Annotated in this window: 20 protein-coding genes and 1 tRNA gene; 8 read left to right on the forward strand and 13 right to left on the reverse strand. The window is 62.5% G+C overall.

Annotated elements, in window-relative coordinates:
* Positions 1-8 precede the first annotated feature (8 nt).
* Complete coding sequence (locus tag AB8B02_RS15125) at positions 9-1,175, forward strand: FAD-dependent monooxygenase (protein WP_439064315.1); 1,167 nt, start codon at positions 9-11, stop codon at positions 1,173-1,175.
* Between the two features lie 11 nt (positions 1,176-1,186).
* Here AB8B02_RS15125 and AB8B02_RS15130 read toward each other — a convergent pair whose 3' ends face one another.
* The 10 genes from AB8B02_RS15130 to AB8B02_RS15175 form a co-directional block, all read right to left on the reverse strand.
* Positions 1,187-1,603: a twin-arginine translocation pathway signal gene (locus tag AB8B02_RS15130; protein ID WP_244558362.1), complete on the reverse strand. Its 417-nt coding sequence runs from the start codon at positions 1,601-1,603 to the stop codon at positions 1,187-1,189.
* An 82-nt stretch (positions 1,604-1,685) separates the two neighbouring features.
* Positions 1,686-1,772, reverse strand: a tRNA-Leu gene (locus AB8B02_RS15135).
* A gap of 77 nt (positions 1,773-1,849) precedes the next feature.
* The gene (locus tag AB8B02_RS15140) at positions 1,850-2,614 is read right to left on the reverse strand and encodes a DeoR/GlpR family DNA-binding transcription regulator (RefSeq protein ID WP_439064316.1); all 765 of its coding nucleotides are present in this window, start codon (positions 2,612-2,614) and stop codon (positions 1,850-1,852) included.
* Between the two features lie 148 nt (positions 2,615-2,762).
* Entirely contained in the window at positions 2,763-3,764 is a 1,002-nt protein-coding gene (pdxA, locus tag AB8B02_RS15145) for a 4-hydroxythreonine-4-phosphate dehydrogenase PdxA (protein ID WP_439064317.1), read from the reverse strand.
* Positions 3,761-5,011 (reverse strand): four-carbon acid sugar kinase family protein, encoded by a 1,251-nt coding sequence (locus AB8B02_RS15150; RefSeq protein WP_439064318.1) that lies wholly within the window; start codon positions 5,009-5,011, stop codon positions 3,761-3,763. The genes pdxA and AB8B02_RS15150 overlap by 4 nt, the downstream gene beginning before the upstream one ends.
* Before the next feature lies 1 nt (position 5,012).
* Positions 5,013-6,041, reverse strand: coding sequence for a 2-keto-3-deoxygluconate permease (locus tag AB8B02_RS15155; RefSeq protein ID WP_089264931.1), 1,029 nt, complete (start codon positions 6,039-6,041; stop codon positions 5,013-5,015).
* Positions 6,042-6,328: 287 nt separating this feature from the next.
* A complete protein-coding gene (locus AB8B02_RS15160) occupies positions 6,329-7,285 on the reverse strand; it encodes a PDR/VanB family oxidoreductase (RefSeq protein ID WP_439064319.1) in 957 nt (318 codons plus the stop codon).
* Complete coding sequence (locus AB8B02_RS15165; protein ID WP_439064320.1) at positions 7,282-7,803, reverse strand: MOSC domain-containing protein; 522 nt, start codon at positions 7,801-7,803, stop codon at positions 7,282-7,284. Before AB8B02_RS15165 ends, AB8B02_RS15160 begins: the two co-directional genes overlap by 4 nt.
* Positions 7,804-7,890: 87 nt before the next feature.
* Positions 7,891-9,147, reverse strand: a complete 1,257-nt coding sequence (locus AB8B02_RS15170) for an MFS transporter (protein ID WP_439064651.1) — start codon at positions 9,145-9,147, stop codon at positions 7,891-7,893.
* A 221-nt stretch (positions 9,148-9,368) separates the two neighbouring features.
* Positions 9,369-9,716: a RidA family protein gene (locus AB8B02_RS15175; RefSeq protein ID WP_093756398.1), complete on the reverse strand. Its 348-nt coding sequence runs from the start codon at positions 9,714-9,716 to the stop codon at positions 9,369-9,371.
* A gap of 329 nt (positions 9,717-10,045) precedes the next feature.
* On the opposite strand from AB8B02_RS15175, the gene AB8B02_RS15180 reads away from it, so the two are divergent.
* Positions 10,046-10,603 carry a cupin domain-containing protein gene (locus tag AB8B02_RS15180; protein ID WP_120292626.1) on the forward strand — a complete coding sequence of 186 codons (558 nt, stop codon included), beginning with the start codon at positions 10,046-10,048 and terminating at the stop codon, positions 10,601-10,603.
* Between the two features lie 11 nt (positions 10,604-10,614).
* Here AB8B02_RS15180 and AB8B02_RS15185 read toward each other — a convergent pair whose 3' ends face one another.
* Positions 10,615-10,812 carry a hypothetical protein gene (locus AB8B02_RS15185; protein WP_439064321.1) on the reverse strand — a complete coding sequence of 66 codons (198 nt, stop codon included), beginning with the start codon at positions 10,810-10,812 and terminating at the stop codon, positions 10,615-10,617.
* A 212-nt stretch (positions 10,813-11,024) separates the two neighbouring features.
* Positions 11,025-12,650, reverse strand: a complete 1,626-nt coding sequence (locus AB8B02_RS15190) for an ABC transporter substrate-binding protein (protein WP_439064322.1) — start codon at positions 12,648-12,650, stop codon at positions 11,025-11,027.
* Between the two features lie 169 nt (positions 12,651-12,819).
* Here AB8B02_RS15190 and AB8B02_RS15195 point away from each other — a divergent pair, with 169 nt between their 5' ends.
* Entirely contained in the window at positions 12,820-13,050 is a 231-nt protein-coding gene (locus AB8B02_RS15195; RefSeq protein ID WP_439064323.1) for a hypothetical protein, read from the forward strand.
* Here the strand turns inward: AB8B02_RS15195 and AB8B02_RS15200 are convergent.
* Positions 13,047-14,666 carry an ABC transporter substrate-binding protein gene (locus tag AB8B02_RS15200; protein ID WP_439064652.1) on the reverse strand — a complete coding sequence of 540 codons (1,620 nt, stop codon included), beginning with the start codon at positions 14,664-14,666 and terminating at the stop codon, positions 13,047-13,049. The two genes, AB8B02_RS15195 and AB8B02_RS15200, sit on opposite strands and share 4 nt — an antisense overlap.
* A 330-nt stretch (positions 14,667-14,996) precedes the next feature.
* On the opposite strand from AB8B02_RS15200, the gene AB8B02_RS15205 reads away from it, so the two are divergent.
* The 5 genes from AB8B02_RS15205 to AB8B02_RS15225 all read left to right on the forward strand — a co-directional run bounded on the left by AB8B02_RS15205 (position 14,997) and on the right by AB8B02_RS15225 (position 21,452).
* Complete coding sequence (locus tag AB8B02_RS15205; protein WP_439064324.1) at positions 14,997-16,130, forward strand: M20/M25/M40 family metallo-hydrolase; 1,134 nt, start codon at positions 14,997-14,999, stop codon at positions 16,128-16,130.
* 246 nt (positions 16,131-16,376) lie between these two features.
* The gene (locus AB8B02_RS15210; RefSeq protein ID WP_093756403.1) at positions 16,377-17,318 is read left to right on the forward strand and encodes an ABC transporter permease; all 942 of its coding nucleotides are present in this window, start codon (positions 16,377-16,379) and stop codon (positions 17,316-17,318) included.
* Between the two features lie 13 nt (positions 17,319-17,331).
* Entirely contained in the window at positions 17,332-18,216 is an 885-nt protein-coding gene (locus AB8B02_RS15215) for an ABC transporter permease (RefSeq protein ID WP_089264943.1), read from the forward strand.
* Positions 18,213-19,898 (forward strand): ABC transporter ATP-binding protein, encoded by a 1,686-nt coding sequence (locus tag AB8B02_RS15220; protein ID WP_420878637.1) that lies wholly within the window; start codon positions 18,213-18,215, stop codon positions 19,896-19,898. The genes AB8B02_RS15215 and AB8B02_RS15220 overlap by 4 nt, the downstream gene beginning before the upstream one ends.
* A 30-nt stretch (positions 19,899-19,928) precedes the next feature.
* Positions 19,929-21,452: a M81 family metallopeptidase gene (locus AB8B02_RS15225; protein ID WP_439064325.1), complete on the forward strand. Its 1,524-nt coding sequence runs from the start codon at positions 19,929-19,931 to the stop codon at positions 21,450-21,452.
* Positions 21,453-21,464: the final 12 nt, after the last annotated feature.

The following is a 21,464-nucleotide window of genomic DNA, read 5'->3' on the forward strand; positions in this document are numbered from 1 at the left end:
TTCCGGCCGTGACGGCGCCGCGCACCATCGTCATCGCTGGTGCGGGCATCGGCGGACTGACGGCCGCACTCGCGCTAGCCGCCCGGGGCTTTCGCGTCCTCATCTGTGAGAAGACCGGGCGGCTCGAAGAAGCCGGCGCCGGACTGCAGCTCTCGCCCAATGCGACCCGCATCCTGATCGGCCTCGGCCTGCAACCGCGCCTTGCGCCCCATGTCGCGACGCCGGCCAGTGTGAGCATCATGACCGCGCGCAGCGGCGGCGAAGTGATCCGCCTGCCACTCGGCAGCGCCCGCGATGACGCACCCTACTGGCTGGTGCATCGCGCCGATCTGCAATCGGCATTGCTCGGCGCGGTCATCGCGCATCCCGACATTGAACTGCGCCTCAGTTGTCCCGTGGACAACCTCCGCGCCACGCCCGCCGGTATCATCGTCAACGGCGAGTCGGTGCTGGCCTTGATCGGCGCCGATGGCGCGTGGTCTTTCGTGCGACGGCAACTGTTTCCCGAAACGCAGCCGCACTTCTCCGGTCTCATCGCCTGGCGTGGGACGCTGGAAACGAGCCGGCTGAAAAGCGACCTGGTCCCCCATGGCGTCCAGCTCTGGATGGGGCCGAAAGGCCATCTCGTTGTCTATCCGGTGTCATCGGGCGAGCGGATCAACATGGTCGCCATCATGCCCGGCGCCGCGATGCAGCTGGGCAGCAGCGACATCGGCGACGCCAGCGAGATCCGCCAACATTTTGCAGCGTCGCGCTGGCCCGCCAATGCACGCGCCATGATCGAGAGCGTCGATAACTGGCGGCGCTGGCCGCTGTTCACGATGCCGGACGGCGGCATGTGGCACGAGGGATCCGTGGCGCTGCTCGGCGATGCCGCCCATGCGATGCTGCCTTTCGCCGCGCAAGGCGCGGGCATGGCCATCGAGGATGCGGCGGTGCTGGCGGAGTGCCTTGCCGCCGCTGGCCACGATGCCGCAGCGATCGCGCCCGCATTGGCGCGCTACGCCGCGCTACGCCAGCCACGCGTCGGCCTGATACAGCGCACCGCCCGGCAATCCGGCCAGATTTATCATCTGCGTGGCCCCATGGCGCTGGCGCGCGACCTCGCCATGCGCGCGCTCGGTGCAGAGCGTCTACAGGCGCGGCAGGATTGGATCTATGACTGGAAACTCTGATCCTGACAGGCTCAGGAGCGGGCGCCAGCGCGCTTGCGCGGCGTAATGGGTTCTGACGCTGCCGGCGCTTTCGGCGGACTGGCCACACACTTGCTCTTCTGCCAGTTCTCTTCCGCCAGCTTGGCCTGCGCCCGCGTGGAGATGTAATCGTTGCGATAAGCGAGTTCGCTGACCACCGCTCCACCCGTGCCGGTCTGCGCCTTGTCGATCAGCCCCTGCAATTCGGCCGTCCGCGTCGCAAGCGTCTTGCGCTCGGTCTCAAGCTGCGGGCAATCATAAAGGTCATATTTCGCAGGATCGACGAAAGCGCCCGACACCATGCCATCGCCCATGCTGGCGCAGCCGCCGAGATAGCCGGCCAGAACGAGCAATGACGCCATCGCAGCAGCGCGCATCGGCAGGCGGGAACGGGAAGGACAAACGATCATCGGGACTTTCTAGCCGGGCAGGATTGACGTTGCGTAAAGCAGCCGCCGGTGGCCGGATTGAGGCTGAAGTTCCCCTGAAGGCTGGTGCGGACGGCGGGAATCGAACCCGCACGACGTTGCCATCGAGGGATTTTAAGTCCCTTGCGTCTACCAGTTCCGCCACGTCCGCGCTGGCACCTACTTAGCCGGTTTTCGCCGCAAGTCGATCCCATATCCGCCTGGCGCCAGAACACGCATAAAGTCCCGCTACGCCCCCGCCACGACGATATGCGCCCCTGCATGCTCCATCAGCTTGCGCTGCTCCGCCGAGGCGCCAGCGCCCGTCACCAGCGTCCAGCGCGGCGGGAACGGCGCCCAGGCGTCCTGTTCGGCGCGGCCGAGCTTGCCGGCGTCGGCGAGCACGATGACCTCCTTGGCCTGCTGCATCATCAGGGACTTCAAGGCGACCTGATCGAGGTCGGCCTCGCACAACCCGCGACCGCTCACGACACCGTCGGCGCTCATGATGGCGCGGTCGGCGGTGAGACGCCGCAGTCCCTCACTGGCCAGAGGTCCCATGGTGCTCATGCTGGTCGAGCGCAGCGCGCCGCCCAGCACCACGAGTTCGATGGAAGGCGCCTTGGCGAGAAACGGCAGCAGCGCGATATTGTTGGTGATGATGCGCAGGCGGCGCTGCAGCAGCAGCTTGCCGAAAGCGGCGACCGTCGATCCCGCATCGAGGATCAGCGTGTCGCCGTCCTCGATCAGGTCGATCGCGGCCCGCGCGATGGCCTGCTTCTCCTTGCCCTGGACCGAGAAGCGCTGGTCGAGTGTGGTCTCTGCGACATGGCCGGTGAGAATCGCGCCACCGTAAGTGCGGCGCACCGCGTTGTTCTTCGAGAGATGCTGCAGGTCGCGCCGCACGGTGGACCCGGACACACCAAAGCGCCGTGCGAGATCGTCGACATCGATCTCGCCGGCGTTCAGGGCGTCCAACAGGCGTGAGCGACGTTCCTTATTGCGCATCGACATCGAACCTCAGCCAATCAAGCTGGTATTTACCAGCGTTTCGTCATGGCCGGGCAGCGCGAAGCGAGCTTCGCTTGACGTCCCGGCCGTCCACGTCTTCGAAGTAACAAGACGTGGATGCCCGGCACAAGGCCGGGCATGACGGAGATTGTCAGGCCGCCCTGGATCCCGGTGCGAGATCCACCGCCTGCCGCAAGGCCTCGAGAAGGCTGCGCTCGTCGGCGATACCCTTGCCGGCGATGTCGAAGGCGGTGCCGTGATCGACCGAGGTACGGATGACAGGAAGGCCGACCGTGATGTTCACGCCGGATTCCAGGCCCAGCACCTTGATCGGGCCATGGCCCTGATCGTGATACATCGCGACCACCATGTCGTAGTCGCCGCGCCCTGCGAGGAAGAACAGCGTGTCGGCCGGCAGCGGACCGCGCACGTCCCAGCCCTTCTTCTGGCAGACTTCGACGGCCGGCGTGATCTTCTCGGCTTCCTCGCCGTAGCCAAACAGGCCGTTCTCGCCGGCATGCGGATTGATCGCGCAAACGCCGATCTTCGGATTCTTGATGCCGGCCTTGACCAGCACTTCATGGCCACGCGTGATGACGCGCTCGACCAGGCCGGGCTCGATCTTCTTGATGGCATCGATCAGGCCGATATGCGTCGTGACATGAATCACGCGCAGCTTTGGCGACACCAGCATCATCGACACTTCAGGCGTGCCCGTCAGATGCGCGAGCAGTTCGGTATGTCCAGGATATTTGTGGCCAGCCGCATGCAGCGCTTCCTTGGAGAGCGGTGCGGTGCAGATACCTTGGGCGATGCCGGCCTGAACGATCTCGACGGCCTTCTCGATGAAGCGGTAGGCCGCCTCGCCTGCGATCGGGGAGTTCTGCCCGAACGGCAGGTCTTCGGGCACGATCTTCAAATCCACGCACTGCACCGCGCCGGAGGCGAAATTCGCAGCCTTTGCATCGCTGAGCGAGTCGACGCCGATCCTGGCGCCGACGATCTCGCCGGCCTTGCGCAGGCGATTGGCATCGCCGATCACTAGCGGATTGCACATCGCGAGCATTTCCGGATGCGCGAAGGCTTTCATGATCACTTCGGGGCCGATGCCTGCGGGATCGCCCATGGTGATCGCAATGGTCGGACGGGTCATGTGAAGCTTCCTTGAGTTCGGACGGTGTGAAGACGTTCGCGAATTTTGATCAGGCTGTTCTCGTCGCCAAAGGCGCCGGCCTTGGTGGCGATCGGCACGGACAATGCGCCGAGCGTAAGCCCGAGCGAAACGCCGGGCTCGATCTCGTCGGCCAGACGGATTCCGTTGACACCGAACCGCGACAGCAGCGCCGCGGCAGTCTCGCCACCGGTGGCCGCAAAGGCGCCGATGCTGGACGCCACGGGCATCAGCGCATCGGCAAGATTCTGCGCGAGCTGCGGGCCGAGCGACATTTTCGGATTGTCATCCATCACGATCTCGACCAGGACATCGCCGCCTGCGATCAAGCCTTCGGTCACGCGCGCGGCCAACGCCGCCTGCCCTGCCTTGTCGCCAAGCAAGACTTCAGGTGTGACAGGCAGATGCGTGACGGTGCCGCTGGCGACCAGCTTGCGCGCTGCGGAGCGCGACGCACCGGCGAGCGAGCCGACAACGATCAATGTGCCATATGTGCTGGGTGGAATTTCCAGCTTCTCGGCAGCACTGGTGTCATCAAGCGCAGCCAGCGCGTGCGCAAGGCCCGCGCTGCCGATGAACACTGTCGCCGGTGAAATCTTCAGGCTGGCTTCGGCGATCAGATGCAGATCGTGCTCGGTCTCCGCATCGCAGATCGCAACGACGCTGTCGCCGGACGCGATACGCGCAAGGTGAGTCTCGAGATGCCCACCGCGGATGATTTCGAGCAACACCTTCTCGCTGCGAATACCAGCCGATGCCAATACATCAGCGATGTCGGCATTATCGTAGGTGTGATCGCGCTTCCAGACCTCGGCTTCCTCAAGCGGACGACCATTGACGACGACGCGGCCATTGATCGTGGTGCGGTTCGTCGCGGGAAAGGCCGGCGCGAAGATGCCGAAGGCCGAACCCGACTGCGCTTTGAGATGCGCCAGCGCAGCCGCCGTCTCGGAAGCTGGCTGACCGCGCAGCGTGGAGTCGATCTTCTTGAACAGGAGCCGATCCGGCTCCATCAACTGTTGCAACACGTCGGCGTGCCGACGCGCAGCGGCCTCGGCCGTGAGGCCGCGGCTCGCTGCATCATAGGAGATAACCGGATGCTGGCGATCCCCGGCGCTTGCGACGTCGCCCCAAGTCACGGCAGCCGCAAGGCCCCGGCGACCGAAGGCGATGGCGCAGTCCGCTGCACCGGTGAGATCATCGGCGAGGATCAGCCAGCGACCCGCCATCTTAGCGCCCAGCCACTGGTGCGGGTGATGCGACGCTCGGCGCGGCAGGCGTCGTCGCCTCCGCTTCCGGCTCGACATCACGGCCGACGATGCCGGCAACCCACGAGGTCAGGATCGGCGTCAGGATCGCCGTCACGACCACGCAGGCCGCGATGAGGATGGTCGCCGGGCCGGCAGCAGCCGCATAGGCCGGATTGGCCGCAGCGACGATCGCAGGCACGGCCGCCGCATTGCCGGCGGTCGATGCCGCTGCGACACCCGCAACGCCGTTGCCGCCGGTGAGACGGTCAACGAAGAACAGCGGGATGCCGGTCACGATCACGACGGCAACGCCCATGCCGACGCCAAGCAGACCCGCCTGCCAGACCTGCGTCAGGTTCAGGCCGGTGCCGAGCGCGAAGGCGAAGAACGGGATCATCACAGGCACGGCCTTGCTGAGGAAGTCGCGCAGCTCGCGATCGAGATTACCAAGGATCATGCCGGCCACCAGCGGCAGGATCGCGCCGACGAGCGCGGGCCACTGGAACGACGACAGACCGGCAACGCCAAGCGTCACCATGGTGAGGAACGGACCGCTTTCCAGCGTCATGATGCTGTAGGCACCGACGTCGCGCGGACGGCCATACTGGCCCATCAGCGCCATGTAGAGACCGCCATTGGTGTCGTTCATGGCGGCGACGATCGCCAGCGTCGACACGCCTGCGAAGATGCCGGCGGTGACCGGCGCTTCACCGAGGAAGCGGCCGAAGATCAGGCCGAGGATGATGGCGGTGCCAACCTTCACGATCATCAGGGCGCCGCCCTTCTTGACGATATAGGGGGTCGCCTTGAAGTCGATGCTCGCACCCATGCACACATAGAACACGGCGAGAATGCTGAGAGCGCCGCCGGAGAACAGCGCGCCGGTGAAGGAGCCGAAGAATTTCGGGGTGTTGGGGGCAAAGGTCGCGAACAGCGCGCCGATCAGCAGCGGCACGGTCATCATGCCGCCCGGCACCTTCTCAATCGCCCGCTTAATTGGAATCTGCATGGTCTATTTCCTTCCCGCGCCGTGCGCATCACTGATTATTCTGCGCAATTTTCCTCAGGAGCCCCTGCGCACACCGCCCGATATGCGCAAATTACGCAGACATCAAACACTTTTTGCGCACTTTGCGCAATTTCTAAAAATTAGTTAAGCGGTCAAGGTATGTTTGTAGGCCATCCAAAGCGGGCGGTTCGCTGACCGGAACGTCGGGCGTTGCGATGCGCTGCATGAAACGCAAACAGGCGGCAACGGTGCATCCGTTGCCGCCTGTTTGGCCGTCAGATCGGACGTCAGAGATCGAGAACCAGACGATCCCCAGCGGAACCCGCCACGCAGACCAGCAGGCTGCGTTCGCGTTCCGCCGGCGACAGCACGCGGTCGCGATGCACCGGCTGCCCTTCCAGCCAGTCCACCTTGCAGGAGCCGCAGATGCCGCCGCAGCAGGATGCCGGCACGTCGATGCCGATATCTGTCAGCGCCGACAGCATGGTCTGTCCTGCAGCCACGGTGATTTCCCGGTTCGATTTTGCGAGCGCGAGCACATAGGGCTTGGCGTCGGGATCGACCGGCAGCGGCGGCGGCACGAAGCGCTCGATATGAACGCGATCGGCGGGCCAGTCGCGTGATGCCTGTTCGAAGTCGTCGATCATGCCGTCGGGGCCGCAGCAGGCAAGCGCGACATCCGACAGCGGCCGGCCGACCAGTGCCGCGATATCCGGGCGTTGCCCGCTCGACGTGTCGTGAATCACCACATGACCGGACTTGCGCAGCGGCGCGAGCAGATCGGCGAGTGGCGGCTCACCGCGCGCAATCATGTGCAGCATGAATTTCGAACGGCCCATGCGCTTGAGCCAGGCCGCCGCCGACAAGAACGGCGTCACGCCTATGCCGCCACCGATGAAGGTGAAGCGCGTCACATCCGCAGATAGATCGAGCCCGCCGCGCGGCAGCGTCACGCCGATGGTGTCGCCGACCTTGACCGCGTCATGCAGCACGATCGAACCGCCCCGCCCTTCGGCCTCGCGCTTCACTGCCACGACATAGCGCTTGTCGTCGGCGGGATCGTTGCAGAGCGAATAAGTCCGCACCAATCCACCGGGCAGATGCAGATCGATATGCGCACCCGGCCGAAATGGCGGCAGCTCCCAGTGATCGGGATCGACCAGCGAGAACAGTTTGATGCCCGGGCCCCCGTCCTCGATCTGCTCGACGATCGTCCTGACTTTGGTGATCGGCACCGCGGTCATTGCACATTCCGCACGGCATCGCCGACGCGCACGGTGCCACCCTGCAGGATCTTGCAGTTGAGGCCAGAGCGGTTGATCAGCGGATCGAAGATCGCCTTGCCGGTGATCTCCTCGATATGCCGGCACGGGATCGACAAACGCGTCGATTCCAGCAGCGTTTCGCCGAGCCAGAACTGGCGACCGACCAGATGCGTCAGCGGCACGCCGGATACGGTGACATTGCGCCGATGTTCCTCGGGACCCAGATCGATATTGTGATCGCGCTTGAGCGCTACCAGCGTCTCATATTCGAACAGCGTGACCTGGCGCCCTTCTTCAGGCTTGTGCGAATAGAAGCCCCCCTCGCGGCCGATCATGTAGCGATCGCCCTCGATGCCCTTGCCGGCGACCAGCGTGAGCTCAGGCATTTCGCGCATCGGCAGGAATGCGCGCGGCGTGATGTGGAGATAGCGCACCACGCCGGTCCATGACGGGACCACGGAGCCGGGTGCAGGTTTGGCAGTCAACGTATCGAGCATCGCTCATATCCCTTCTGCGGAAATCATCATCGCAGTCATTGATAGGCAGGCATATGGGGCGGCAGCCGTACTGCCGCCCCGTTGCCGTCAGGTCAGTTCCTTGTTCGCCATTTCCGGCGCAAAGGACGTCGCGATGGCGGTGATGCAGGCGCAGAAGATCAGGAACACCGACACCGGCCAGGTCGCACCGGCCCACGTCATGAGCGACGCCGCGATGAGTGGGCTGAGACCGCCCGAGATGGCCGCACCGACCTGGAAGCCGAGCGACGCACCGCTATAGCGCAGCTTCGCGGTGAACAGCTCCGAGTACCAGGGCGCGCCGATGCCGAACATCACCATCTGGCCGAACGAGATCGCGACAACGATGGTGAGGATCACGATGGTCGGATCGCGCGTATCCAGCAGCCAGAACATCGGGAATGCGAAAGCCGCGCAAAAGAGGCAGCTCGCATAGAACATCGCCTTGCGCCCGACCTTGTCCGACAGCCAGCCGAAGAACGGGATCGAGAACAGTGCAACGAAGGATGCGATGAAGGCGCCGTTCAGCACCAGCCCGCGCGACAGGCCGAGCTTCGACGTCGCATAGGACATGATGAACACGCCGGCGATCGAGGCATAAGCGATCTCCGAGATCTTCAGACCGACGGCCGTGAAGAACGGACGGCGGTGATACTTGAAGATTTCAACGATCGGCATCTTGGCAACTTCATTCTTGGCCTTCAGCGCGCGGAACGCGGGGGTCTCTTCCATGCTCATGCGGATCCAGAGGCCAACGCCAACCAGAAGGATCGAGATCAGGAACGGAATGCGCCAGCCATAGCTCATGAAGTCTTCTTCGGGCAGTTGCGAGACCAGCGCGAACATGCCGATGGCCGCGAGATTGCCGACGGGATTGCCGACCTGCACCATGCTGCCCAGGAAGCCGCGTTTATGCGTGGGACAATTCTCGACCACCATCAGAACCGCGCCACCCCATTCGCCGCCAAGGCCGATGCCCTGCAGGAAGCGCAGCGCGATGAGCAGGATCGGTGCCGCGATTCCAATTTGTGCATAGGTCGGCAGCAGACCGATGGCGAATGTGCCGAGACCCATCACCATGATTGTAATCGCCAGCATCGCCTTGCGGCCGACGCGGTCGCCATAGTGACCGAAGATCGCCGCACCGAGCGGACGCGCAAGGAAGCCGACCGCATAGGTACCGAAGGCTGCGATAGTTGCGAGTGCCGGATCGCCGGCAGCGAAGAACACCTTGTTGAACACCAGCGCGGTTGCCGCGCCGTAGATCAGGAAGTCATACCACTCGACGGCGGTGCCGATCACACTGGACCAGACGATCTTGCGCATGGCCGCATCGTCGGGATTCTCCGCCGTGGCGGTGACTGTATTGAATTCTTCTGCGACGGTCATGTTCACTCCTTCAAAAGACATGTTCAGTTTCAGGCGCGCGGGCTCGTTCTGTGCCGCGACATCTCGCGGCGCAGTCCGGGTCTTCTCGTGAACTTTCGCTGTTGCTTCAGTCGCCCCAGCGCAGGCGGTGGTGATGCCTAAGGAATGGCAGCGATTCCCTAGAGAATCGCAGCAATGGCTGCGATCTCGACTCTGATCGAGGGATTGGCGAGCCGCGCTTCGACACAGGCGCGTGCAGGCGATGCGCCTGCCGGCACCCACTCATCCCAGACCGTATTGAAAGCCGCGAAATCCGCGATGTTGGGCAACCACACCGTCGCGCTCAGGATCGATGACTTGTCGGTGCCGGCTTCGCCGAGCAGTGCATCGATCTTGGCGAGCACTTCGGCGGCCTGCGCTTCGACACCGACAGACAGATCGTCCGGCACTTGCCCTGCGAGATAAACGAGACCACCATGCACCGTGGCCATGCTGAGCCGCTTGCCGGGCTTCAAACGCTTGATCATCTATCTGCCTTCGTGTCGTTTTCTGAGGACATATTCCCGTCATCAAAATCCAACAGGTTTACTGAGAGAAATCAACGTCATGAAAATCGGCATCTGATGCCTAAATCGGCAAAAGGCAGCAGATGCACATAACACAGGCGTAAAATAGCCATTTCCCGACACTTTTGCCTAAATTATCCTTGCCCGTGCTGGAAATATCTGCAGCAATGTTTTCCTGTAGAAACACTCCGGCATCGCTCTGGAGCTCTTTCAAAGAGATCAGCGAGACGGCCCTTCCACCATCGCCGCGCGCACTCTAAAAGAATAAGCACCTCATCAGGAGATCGACGTTGCTCGACGTCAGCAAGAATGCGGTTGGCTTCAACCTGCGCCAGCTACGCACCACCAAGGGACTGACGCTGGATCAGCTCGCCACCCAGAGCGAACTGACGCGCGGCTATATCTCCCTCGTCGAGCGCGGCCTGAAAACGCCGTCGGTCAATGCGCTGCTGCGCCTCGCCGCAGCGCTCGATGTCAACGTCACCTATCTGTTCGACCCCAACCCAACGCCGGCCCCGCGCTACACGCTGTTCCGGCAGGACGAACAGCAAACGCCCATGCAGGACGACGGCGTCGATCTGCTGGCGCTGGCTGCGGGACGCACACGCAAGATGATGGAGCCGTTCCTGATCCGGCCGCCGCTGAAATTCGCGCCGCGCGCATCGCACGCGGGCGAGGAATTCCTGTTCGTCATATCAGGCAAGATGGCGATCAAGATCGAGGACGAAGAGATCGTCCTGAAGAAAGGCGACTGCCTGTACTTTTCCGGCGAGACCCCGCACTGGGTGCGCAGCATCGGCAAGCCCAAGGCCGACGTGCTGCTGGTCGTGTCCGCCGCCTCGCCCTAGCGCTGAGTTTCCTAGACGCGTTCAATTCTTCCGCTGAAAAGCGCGCGCGGCGCGACCTTCTTGCGCAAGGCCTGTGCCTGCATTTTGCAGACGCACATCGGCTCGCCCCTGCGCGTGGTGCTTTTGCAGGGATAACCATAAGCAAATTCAATCAACGCATCGACGTCATGGGCCATGATCGCCTGCTCAACGCGCTCGTCATACGTCATGTGGCCATCTCTTCTTGCTAGCGGCTGCTGGCTGGGCTTTGCGCTTCGTTCCCACAGGCATGTCGAACAGATTGGGCGTGGGCGAGAGCAACTTTAAATCTGTTTATACCAACACCGCAGGACGGGCAAAGCCTGCCTCAAAACAAAAGCGCCGGCCTGATCACTCGGGCCGGCGCTCTCTTATTCAAACCTGCCCGCCGCAGCGGCGCCGGTTACTCCTTCTTGTCGATGTTCCAGAACACCGGAGTGGCGGCGCCCGGCAGCACGCCGGTCAGCGACTTCCGCCATATGCTGGGGATCCGGTATTCGCCAAGCGGCAGATACGCGACCTGCTCGAGCGCACGGGCCTGGACTTCCGCAGCGGCAGCCTTCTGTTCCGCAGGCGTCGCTGCGCGCGCATACTTGTCGCGCAGTTCTTCGATCTTGGCGTCCTCGAACCATCCGAACCAGCCGCCATTCTTGCCGCGGCCCGACGTCGAGACGTTGGAAACCGGGTTGAGAATGTCAGCAGCGACCCAATTGGTGAAGAACATGTTCCAGCCACCCTCCTTGACGGGCTTCTGGCTGGCGCGGCGCGTCACCACGGTTTGCCAGTCGGTGGCTTGCACTTCGACCTTGAAGCCGGCATCGCGCAGAAGCTGCGCTGCAACGATCGGCTGCGCCTTCAGCGACGACACATCGGTGGGCGCCATGATGACCACGGGCGTGCCATCATAACCGGATTCGGCCAGCGCCTTCTTGGCTTCCGCCATGCCGCTGCCCTTGACCATGGTTTCCGAACCGACGTCGGTATCATTCGGCGTGCCGCAGCCGAACATGGCACCGCAGATCTTCATGTAGTCGGGATTACCGACCAGCGCATCGAGCACCGGCTTCTGGTTCATCGCGAGGAATGCCGCGCGGCGAACCTTGACGTTGTCGAAGGGAGGCAACAGGAAGTTCATACGGCCCAGCGTCTGGTAACCGAGCTCGTTCAGAACCTCGATCTTGAGGTCCTTGTCCTTGACGAGAATCGGCAGCAGGTCGTAGGGACCGTTCTCCATGAAATCGATGTCGCCGGACTGCAGTGCGTTCACCGCCGTCTGCGCATCGGGCATCGTGACCCATTCGACGCGGTCGACCTTGACGACCTTGCCACCGGCCGCCCAGCTCGCAGGCTCGGAGCGCGGCACGTAGTCCTTGTTCTTCTCATAGACCGCCTTCACGCCCGGCTGGAATTCAGCCTGCACGAACTTGAACGGACCCGAACCGATCTGCTCTGGAATGGCCTTGCCGGCGGGCGTCTCGGCGAGACGCTTCGGCATCATGAACGGCACCAGCGAGGACGGCTTGGCAATCGAGTCGAGCACGAGGCCATAGGGCTCTTTCAGCGTCAGCACGATGGTCTTGGCGTCTGGCGCCTCGATGCTCTTGGTGAAGTCCATGAGCTTCTGGCCCATGCCGTCGTTACGACCCCAGCGTTGCAGCGATGCGGCGCAATCTTCCGCGGTCACCGGCTTGCCGTCGTGCCACTTCAGGCCGTCGCGCAGCGTGAAGGTGTAGACCATCTTGTCATCGGAGACTTTGTACTCCGCCATCTGCGGCTGGACTTTGAAGTTTGCGTCCATCGCCAGCAACGTGTCGTAAACCATGTAACCGTGATCGCGCACGATATAGGCGGTGGTGATGCCCGGATCGAGCACGCGCAGATCCGAGTGCATCACCGCAGTGATGGTCTTGCCGGCAGCATGCGCGGGCGACGACAGCACCGGCAGCGCGAGCGCAATGGCTACCGCCAGACCTGGTAGCGTCAATTTCGTGAAGGCCGCAGAACGCTGCCAACGTGACATGTAGGACATTCGATCTCTCCTGACTTGAAACTGACCATCGGTCGATGATTGCTTGTGCAACGCGATAGAAATTTAGGCGCTACCACGCATTGCCTTTATCTTTTAGACATCAAAGACTTGCATCAAGCATGATGCGCGTCAATCGCGATTTCGACGCGCGACATCCACATGCTGTAGAATGCATTCCAATGCACATCATCAATTTGCAAAGGGGATTGCCTGCTGCTGCCAAGTCACGCACGCAGTCAACGGCATGCTCGACCCCGCTGCACGCGACATGACAATCACGGGTGCGACCATCGAACGCATCGCTCGTGGAGAGGTCATTCGCAAAAACAAAAACGCCGGCCTGATCACTCAGGCCGGCGTTTGTTATTTCATACGGACCGCCGCAGCGGTGCCGGGTTAGTCCTTCTTGTCGATGTTCCAGAACATCGGAATCGCAGCGCCCTGGGTGACGCCGGTCAGCGAGGTGCGCCAGATGCTCGGCACCTTGTATTCGCCGAGCGGGATGTAGATCACCTTGTCGTAGATCTCCTTCTGGATCTCGGCGGCGAGCTTCTTCTGCTCTTCCGGCGTGGTCGCCCGCGCATATTTGTCGCGCAGAACTTCCAGCTCGGCATCTTCGCTCCAGCCGAACCAGCCGCCATTGCTCTTGCCGCGGCCGGAGGTCGCGACATTGCTGATGGGATTGAGAATGTCGGCGCCGACCCAGTTCGAGAAGAACATGTTCCAGCCGCCTTCCTTGACGGGCTTCTGGCTCGGACGACGGCTAAGCACCGTCTGCCAATCGGTGGCCTGCACTTCGACCTTGAAGCCGGCATTGCGGAGCAGTTGCGCGGCAACGATCGGCTGAGCCTTGAGCGTCGTCACATCGGTCGGCGCCATGATCACCACCGGGGTGCCGTCATAACCGGCCTCGGCAAGCAGCTTCTTGGCTTCCTCGACGCCATTGCCCTTCACCAGGCTTTCCGAACCGACATCCGTCGCATTCGGCGTGTCGCAACCAAACACCGCGCCGCAGACCTTGTAATATTTGGGATCGCCGACCAGCGCATCCAGCACCGGCTTCTGGCTCATTGCCAAAAACGCGGCACGGCGAATCTTCGGATTGTCGAAGGGCGGGTTAAGGAAGTTCATGCGGCCGAAGGTCTGGAAGCCCAGAGGGTTGAGCACTTCGATCTTGAGCTCCGGATCCTTCGCCAGGACCGGCAGCAGGTCGTAGGGACCATTTTCCATGAAGTCGATGTCACCCGACTGCAGCGCATTCACCGCGGTCTGTGCATCGGGCATGGTGATCCATTCGACGCGATCGACCTTTACCACCTTGCCGCCGGCCTGCCAGTCGGTCGGCTCGGAGCGCGGCTTGTACTCCTTGAACTTCTCGTAGACGGCCTTCACGCCGGGCTGGAATTCCGACTGCACGAATTTGAACGGACCCGAACCGACCTGCTCGGCGATCGCCTTGCCGGCGGGCGTCTCAGCCAGACGCTTTGGCATCATGAACGGCACCAGCGACGATGGCTTGGCGATCGAATCCAGAACGAGGCCGTAGGGCTCCTTTAGCGTCAGCACGATGGTCTTGGCGTCGGGCGCCTCAATGCTCTTGGTGAAATCCATGAGCTTCTGGCCCATGCCGTCATTGCGGCCCCAGCGCTGCAGCGACGCGGCGCAGTCTTCGGCGGTGACCGGCTTGCCGTCATGCCACAGCAGGCCGTCGCGCAGGGTAAATGTATAGACAAGCTTGTCGTCGGAGACCTTCCAGTCGGCCATCTGCGGCTTGATCTCGTATTTCGAGTTCATGCCGAGCAGCGTGTCGTAAACCATGTAGCCGTGGTCGCGGACGATATAACCGGTGGTGATACCGGGATCGATCACACGCAGATCGGAATGCATCACTGCAGTGATGGTCTTACCTGCAGCATGCGCGGGCGACGACAGCACCGGCAGCGCGAGCGCAACGACGACCGCCAGACCGGGCAGCGCAAATTTCGTGAAGGCCGCAGAATGCTGCCAACGTGACATGTAGGACACTCAATCTCTCCTGACTGGAATCTGACCATCGATCGATGATCGATTATGCAACGCGATAGAATTTTAGGCGCCTTCGCGTATTGCCTTTATCATTTAGGCTTCAAGGACTTGGCATCAAGCGTGATGCGCGTCAATCGCGTTTTCCACGCGATACATCCACACGGTGTAGAATGCATTGCAATGCACATTGTCGATTTGCAAAGGCGATTGCGCTGCTGCTAAGTCATGCGCGAACTCTCGCCGACAAACTCTCGCAATGTGCGCAGGCACGGAGCGCCTTGATCATCCGTGACGAAATTCTCATCCAAGAGGAATGACTTGATGAACCCCGCCGAACTCCCGTTTGATCTCGAGAACATGTTGCAGGGCCTGCGCATCTGGGTCGAATGCGAGAGCCCCACATGGGACGCAAATGCGGTCAACGGCATGCTCGACCTCGCTGCACGCGACATGGCAATCATGGGTGCGACCATCGAGCGCATCGCGGGACGTCAGGGATTCGGCGGCTGCATCCGCGCCCGTTTTCCACATCCGAAATTCGGCGAACCCGGCATCCTGATCGCGGGCCACATGGATACCGTTCACCCGGTTGGCACCATCGAAAAGCTGAAGTGGCGCCGCGATGGCGAGCGCTGCTACGGCCCGGCGATCTGCGACATGAAGGGCGGCAATTATCTGTCGCTGGAAGCCATCCGCCAGCTCGCACGTATCTCCTATACGACGCCGCTACCGATCACCGTGCTGTTCACGCCCGACGAGGAAGTCGGCACGCCATCGACCCGCGACATCATCGAAGCTGAAGCCGCGCGGAACAAATACGTGCTGGTGCCGGAGCCCGGTAGTGCGGGCAACGGTGTCACCACTGGCCGCTATGCGATCGCCCGCTTCAATCTCGAAACCATCGGCCGGCCCAGCCATTCGGGCGCGACGCTGTCGAACGGCCGCTCCGCGATTCGCGAAATGGCGAAGAAGATCGTGCAGATCGACGAGATGACCGGACCGGACTGCACGTTCAGCGTCGGCATCGTGCATGGCGGACAATGGGTCAACTGCGTTGCCTCGTCATGCACCGGCGAAGCGCTGAGCATGGCCAAGCGTCAGGAAGATCTCGATGCCGGCGTCCAGCGCATGCTCGCTCTCTCAGGTACCGAGAATGACGTGACCTTCAACGTCACCCGCGGCGTCACCCGCCCGGTGTGGGAACCGAACGCGGCGACCATGGCGCTGTTCGAGAAAGCCAAGGCCATCAATGGTCGCCTCGGCCTGCCCGAACTGACCCATGGCAGCAAGGGTGGCGGTTCGGATGGTAATTTTACCGGCGCGATGGGCATCCCGACCCTCGACGGGCTCGGCGTTCATGGCGCCGATATGCACACGCTCAACGAATATATCGTCGCGCAGAGCCTTGTTGATCGTGGCCGCCTGATGGCGGGATTGCTGGCAACCCTCGATTGATGCAACGTCGCCCGGTTTGCACATGCATCGCATGGCGCAAATCGGGCGGTGGCACAGGACTTGCTACCTTTACGTTTAAGTTTAGCGAACTTCGGGTTGAGGCAAGTTGCGACGGTGAATCAGCGTTTCTCGAAAAATCTGTGTTTCTCGCGGACAATGACGACCAAGAGCAGCGAGCCCGTGACGTTTCCGGTTGACCGACGCGGTCCAGTTACGTTCGATCAACACCACCAATAGGAAAGCGCCATGCTCGGATACCTCATTCGCCGAATTCTAGCGGCCATACCCGTTATGGGCGTGGTGGCCCTGTTTGTCTTCCTGCTGCTTCGGCTGACGCCCGGCGATCCTGCCGCGATCATCGCCGGCGATAACGCGACGGCCGAGCAGCTCGACCGCATCCGGACGCAGCTCGGCCTCAACGAACCGCTCTACACGCAGTTTTTCAGCTGGGTCTGGCGGCTGCTGCACGGTGACTTCGGCACCTCGCTGATCTCCAACGTGCCTGTGCTGCAGATGGTCAACCAGCGCATCGAGCCCTCTTTGAGCATTGCATTAAGCGTGATGCTGGTTTCGATCCTTGTTGCGATCCCGCTCGGCGTCATCGCCGCATGGAAACACGGCACATGGATCGATCGTTTCGTGATGGCGCTGTCGGTGATCGGCTTCTCCGTGCCGGTGTTCGTGATCGGTTACGTGCTGGTCCAGGTGTTCGCGATCGAACTGCGCTGGTTTCCGGTGCAGGGTTTCCGCAGCATCTCGCGTGGCTTCGGGCCGTTCTTTGAGCGCATCACGCTGCCGACCATCGCGCTGTCCTTTGTCTATGTCGCGCTAATCGCGCGCATGACCCGCGCGGCAATGCTCGGAGTGCTCGGCGAAGACTATGTCCGCACCGCGCGCGCCAAGGGCATCAACGAGAGCGGTGTGCTGTTCCGCCACGCGCTGCGTAACGCCGCCGTGCCGGTCATCACGGTGATCGGTACCGGCTTCGCACTGCTGATCTCCGGCGTCGTCGTCACCGAAAGCGTGTTCAACCTGCCCGGCATCGGTCGCTTGACGGTCGACGCCGTGCTGGCGCGGGATTTTCCCGTGATCCAGGCCATGATCCTTTTGACCTCGGGCGTTTATGTCGGGGTCAATTTGCTTATCGACCTTGCCTACGCACTGCTCGATCCCAGAATTCGTTACTAGGAATCTGTATCTGATGGCGATCGAATCCCTTCCCAACCCGGCCCTCCCCTCCCGCAGCGGTCCGTCGCTCGGCTTTCTCACCGCGACGCCGATTATCGCCTTGGCGACGATTTGCCTGACGCTGGTGATCCTGTCGGCGATTTTCGCACCGTGGCTGACGTCGCACGATCCGCAATTGCTGGCACCCGCCTTGCGGCTGAAGCCGGCCAGTTCGGAATATCTGCTCGGCACCGACGCTTACGGCCGCGACGTGCTGGCGCGCATCCTCTATGGCGGTCGCATCTCGCTCCTGATCGGCCTCGGCGCCGCCGTCACCAGTATTGTCATCGGCCTCTTCATCGGCCTGTTCTCGGGCTTTTTCAAATTGGCCGACGCTGTGATGATGCGTGTCATGGACGGCCTGATGGCAATGCCCGGCGTGCTGCTGGCCATCGCCGTCGTGTCGCTGTCAGGCGCCACCCTGACGACGGTGCTGATTGCGATCACTATTCCGGAAATCCCCCGTGTCGCGCGACTGGTGCGTTCCGTGGTGCTGTCGGCACGTGAGGAGCCCTATGTGGAGGCGGCGATCTCGCTCGGCTCCAGCATGCCGAAGATCATGTTGAAGCATCTGATGCCCAACACGGTGGCGCCGCTGATCGTCCAGGGCACCTTCATCGCCGCATCCGCCATTCTCACCGAGGCGATCCTGTCGTTCCTCGGCGCCGGCATCAGCCCGGAAACCCCCACCTGGGGGAATATCATGGCCGAGGGTCGCGCCTTCTTCCAGGTCAAGCCATCGCTGATCTTCTGGCCGGGATTACTGCTCTCGATTGCCATCCTCTCCGTCAATCTGATCGGCGACGCTGCCCGCGATGCGCTCGATCCCCGCATGAAACAGCGTGAGGCCGGCAAGTGAGTGAACTCGTGAACCCCACCGTGAATACCCGCCCCATCGCACTGGAAATTGAAAACCTCGTCGTCGGCGTCGGCAAGAGCGGCACCGGCAAGAAGATCATCGACGGCATTTCTCTCCAGGTGCGCCAGGGCGAAACGCTCTGTGTGGTCGGCGAAAGTGGTTCCGGCAAGTCGGTTACCTCGCTCTCCACCATGGGCCTGCTGCCGCGAGATTCACTCAAAGCCATCGGCGGCAGCATTAAGTTGGTCGGCGAAGATGTGCTGCAAGCCAGCGACCGGCGGCTGCGCGAGCTCCGCGCCACCACCATGGCGATGATCTTCCAGGAACCGATGACGGCGCTCAATCCAGTCGTCCCCGTTGGCAAGCAGATCGACGAAGTACTACGCACCCACACCAGTCTCGGCGCCAGCGCCCGCCGTGCGCGCATTCTCGACATGATGGAGCAAGTGCGGCTTCCCGATGTGAAGCGCATCTTCGCGTCCTATCCGCACCGCCTGTCGGGCGGCCAGCGCCAGCGCATCATGATCGCCATGGCGCTCGTGCTGGAGCCGAAACTGCTGATCGCCGATGAGCCAACGACAGCGCTCGACGTCACCACCCAGGCGCAGATCCTCAAGCTGATGCGCGACCTTCAGAAGGATCACGGCACCGCCGTGCTGTTCATCACTCACGACATGGGCGTGGTGGCCGACATCGCCGACCGCGTCGCCGTGATGCGTAATGGACGCCTGGTGGAAACCGGAGCATTGAAGGATATTCTGAGCGCGCCCACGCAGGACTATACTCGTAACCTGCTGTCGTCGGTGCCGAGCCTCATTCCCCGCGCGGCCCGCGAGGAAGCAGGCTTCAATCCAGTCGTGCTCGAGGCCAATGAGCTCGGCAAGGTCTATCGCGAACGTTCCATGTTCGGGAAACCACGCGAAGTCCACGCAGCCCAGGACGTCACGCTGACACTGCGCAAGGGCCGCACGCTCGGCATCGTCGGCGAAAGCGGCTCCGGCAAATCGACCGTGGCGCGCTGTATCGTCCGACTGATCGATCCCACCTCGGGCGGCATCCGTCTCGCCGGACGCGAAATCTCCGACCTGTCACGTCACGCGTTGCAGCCGCACCGCAAGAAGATACAGATCGTCTTCCAGGACCCCTATCGTTCGCTCAATCCGCGCATCACCATCGGCGAGTCCATTTGCGAAGGTCCGATCAATTTCGGCACCAAACATTCGGTGGCAATGGCCAGAGCGCGTGAACTGCTCGAACTGGTCGGTCTTCCACCTGACGCAGTGTCGCGCTATCCGCACCAGTTCTCCGGCGGCCAGCGCCAGCGCATCGCCATTGCGCGCGCGCTTGCCCTCGATCCGGAAGTTCTGGTGGCCGACGAAGCCGTCTCGGCCCTCGACGTCTCAGTGCAGGCCCAGGTGCTGCGGCTGCTCGATGACATCCAGACCCGGCTCGGCATCGCCATCCTGTTCATCACCCACGATCTGCGCGTCGCCGCCCAGATTTGCGATGACGTTGCCGTGATGCAGCACGGCCGGGTGGTGGAACAGGGCCCGGCGGCGGAAGTCCTCGCAAATCCGCAACAGCCCTATACGCGCCAGCTGCTTGACGCGGCACCCGGACGAGGATGGGATTTCGCCAACTTCCGCGCGGTCGATGGCAGCACCACCGTGCCGGCGGCCTGAGCCCATACCGAAACTGACCCTGGATTCTGAATGACCCGTATCGCTGTCGGCGGCTTTCTGCACGAGACGAACACGTTTGCGCCGACCAAGGCGACCTATGAGGCCTTTGTACATGGCGGTGGCTGGCCGTCGATGACGCATGGCGCCGACGTCCTCAAGGTCATGCGTGGCATCAATGTCGGCCTCGCCGGCTTTATCGAGGAAGCCGAGGCACGCGGCTGGGAGCTGATCCCGACCATCGCCTGCGGCGCGAGCCCTTCGGCGCATGTCACCAGGGACGCGTTCGAGCGCATTGTCGGCGAGATGATTGACGGCATCAGGGCAGCGCTGCCCCTCGATGCGGTCTATCTCGATCTGCACGGCGCCATGGTCACCGAACATCTCGACGACGGCGAAGGCGAAATCGCGCGGCGCGTGCGCGAGGTGATCGGGCCGGACATTCCGTTCGTGGTCAGCCTCGACCTGCATGGCAACATCTCGCCGGAAACGGTCGAATATACCGACGCGCTAATCGCCTATCGCACCTATCCCCATGTGGACATGGCCGACACCGGCCGCGCCTGCGCACGCCACATGGACTTGCTGCTGGCCGGCAATCGCTTCGCCAAGGCATTCCGGCAATTGCCGTTCCTGATTCCGATCAGCTGGCAATGCACCAATGACGAGCCGACCAGGAGCATCTATCTGAAGCTGGCCGCGCTGGAACACGACCAGGTGCCGACGCTGTCGTTCTGCCCGGGCTTTCCTGCCGCCGATTTCCCGCATTGCTGCCCGAGCGTGTTCGCCTATGGCGTGACGCGGGCCGATGCCGACGCCGCAGCGGACACCATCGTCAAGCTGGTGATGGGCCACGAAGACGATTTCGACGGCAAGATCTACAGGCCGGATGAAGGCGTGTTGCATGCCATGGAATTGGCGAAGACCCTCACCAAGCCGGTCGTCATTGCCGACACCCAGGACAATCCCGGCGCCGGCGGCGACAGCGACACCACCGGCATGCTGCGCGCGCTGGTGAAGAACAAGGCGATCAAGGCCGCCCATGGCGTGATCTACGATCCCGCTGCAGCGAAGGCTGCCCATCAGGCCGGCGAAGGCGCTACGGTCAAACTCTCCATCGGCGGCAAGTCGGGCATCCCCGGCGATGCGCCTTACGAGAACACGTTCGTGGTCGAGAAACTGTCGGACGGCAAGTTCGTCGCCAACGGCCCCTATTATGGCGGTCGCGACATGGATATGGGCCTCTCGGCCTGTCTGCGTATCGACGACGTCCGCGTCGTCATCTCCTCGCACAAGGCCCAGCTCGCCGACCAGTCGATGTATCGCTATGTCGGTATCGAGCCGACTGAGCAGAACATTCTCGTCAACAAGAGCTCGGTGCATTTCCGCGCCGACTTCGAGCCGATCGCCGGCAAGCTGCTGATCTGCGCCGCGCCCGGCGCGATGCCGGCGGATACGTCCGTGCTGCCCTGGAAGCATTTGCGCCCGGGCATCCGGCTGAAGCCGAATGGCGAACCATTTACGCCCCAGACCTCATCACCTGCCCTCGTGCCGTGAACGGATAGACCC

It is taken from the genome of Tardiphaga sp. 862_B3_N4_1 (assembly GCF_051811085.1).
Taxonomy (GTDB): Bacteria; Pseudomonadota; Alphaproteobacteria; order Rhizobiales; family Xanthobacteraceae; genus Tardiphaga; species Tardiphaga robiniae.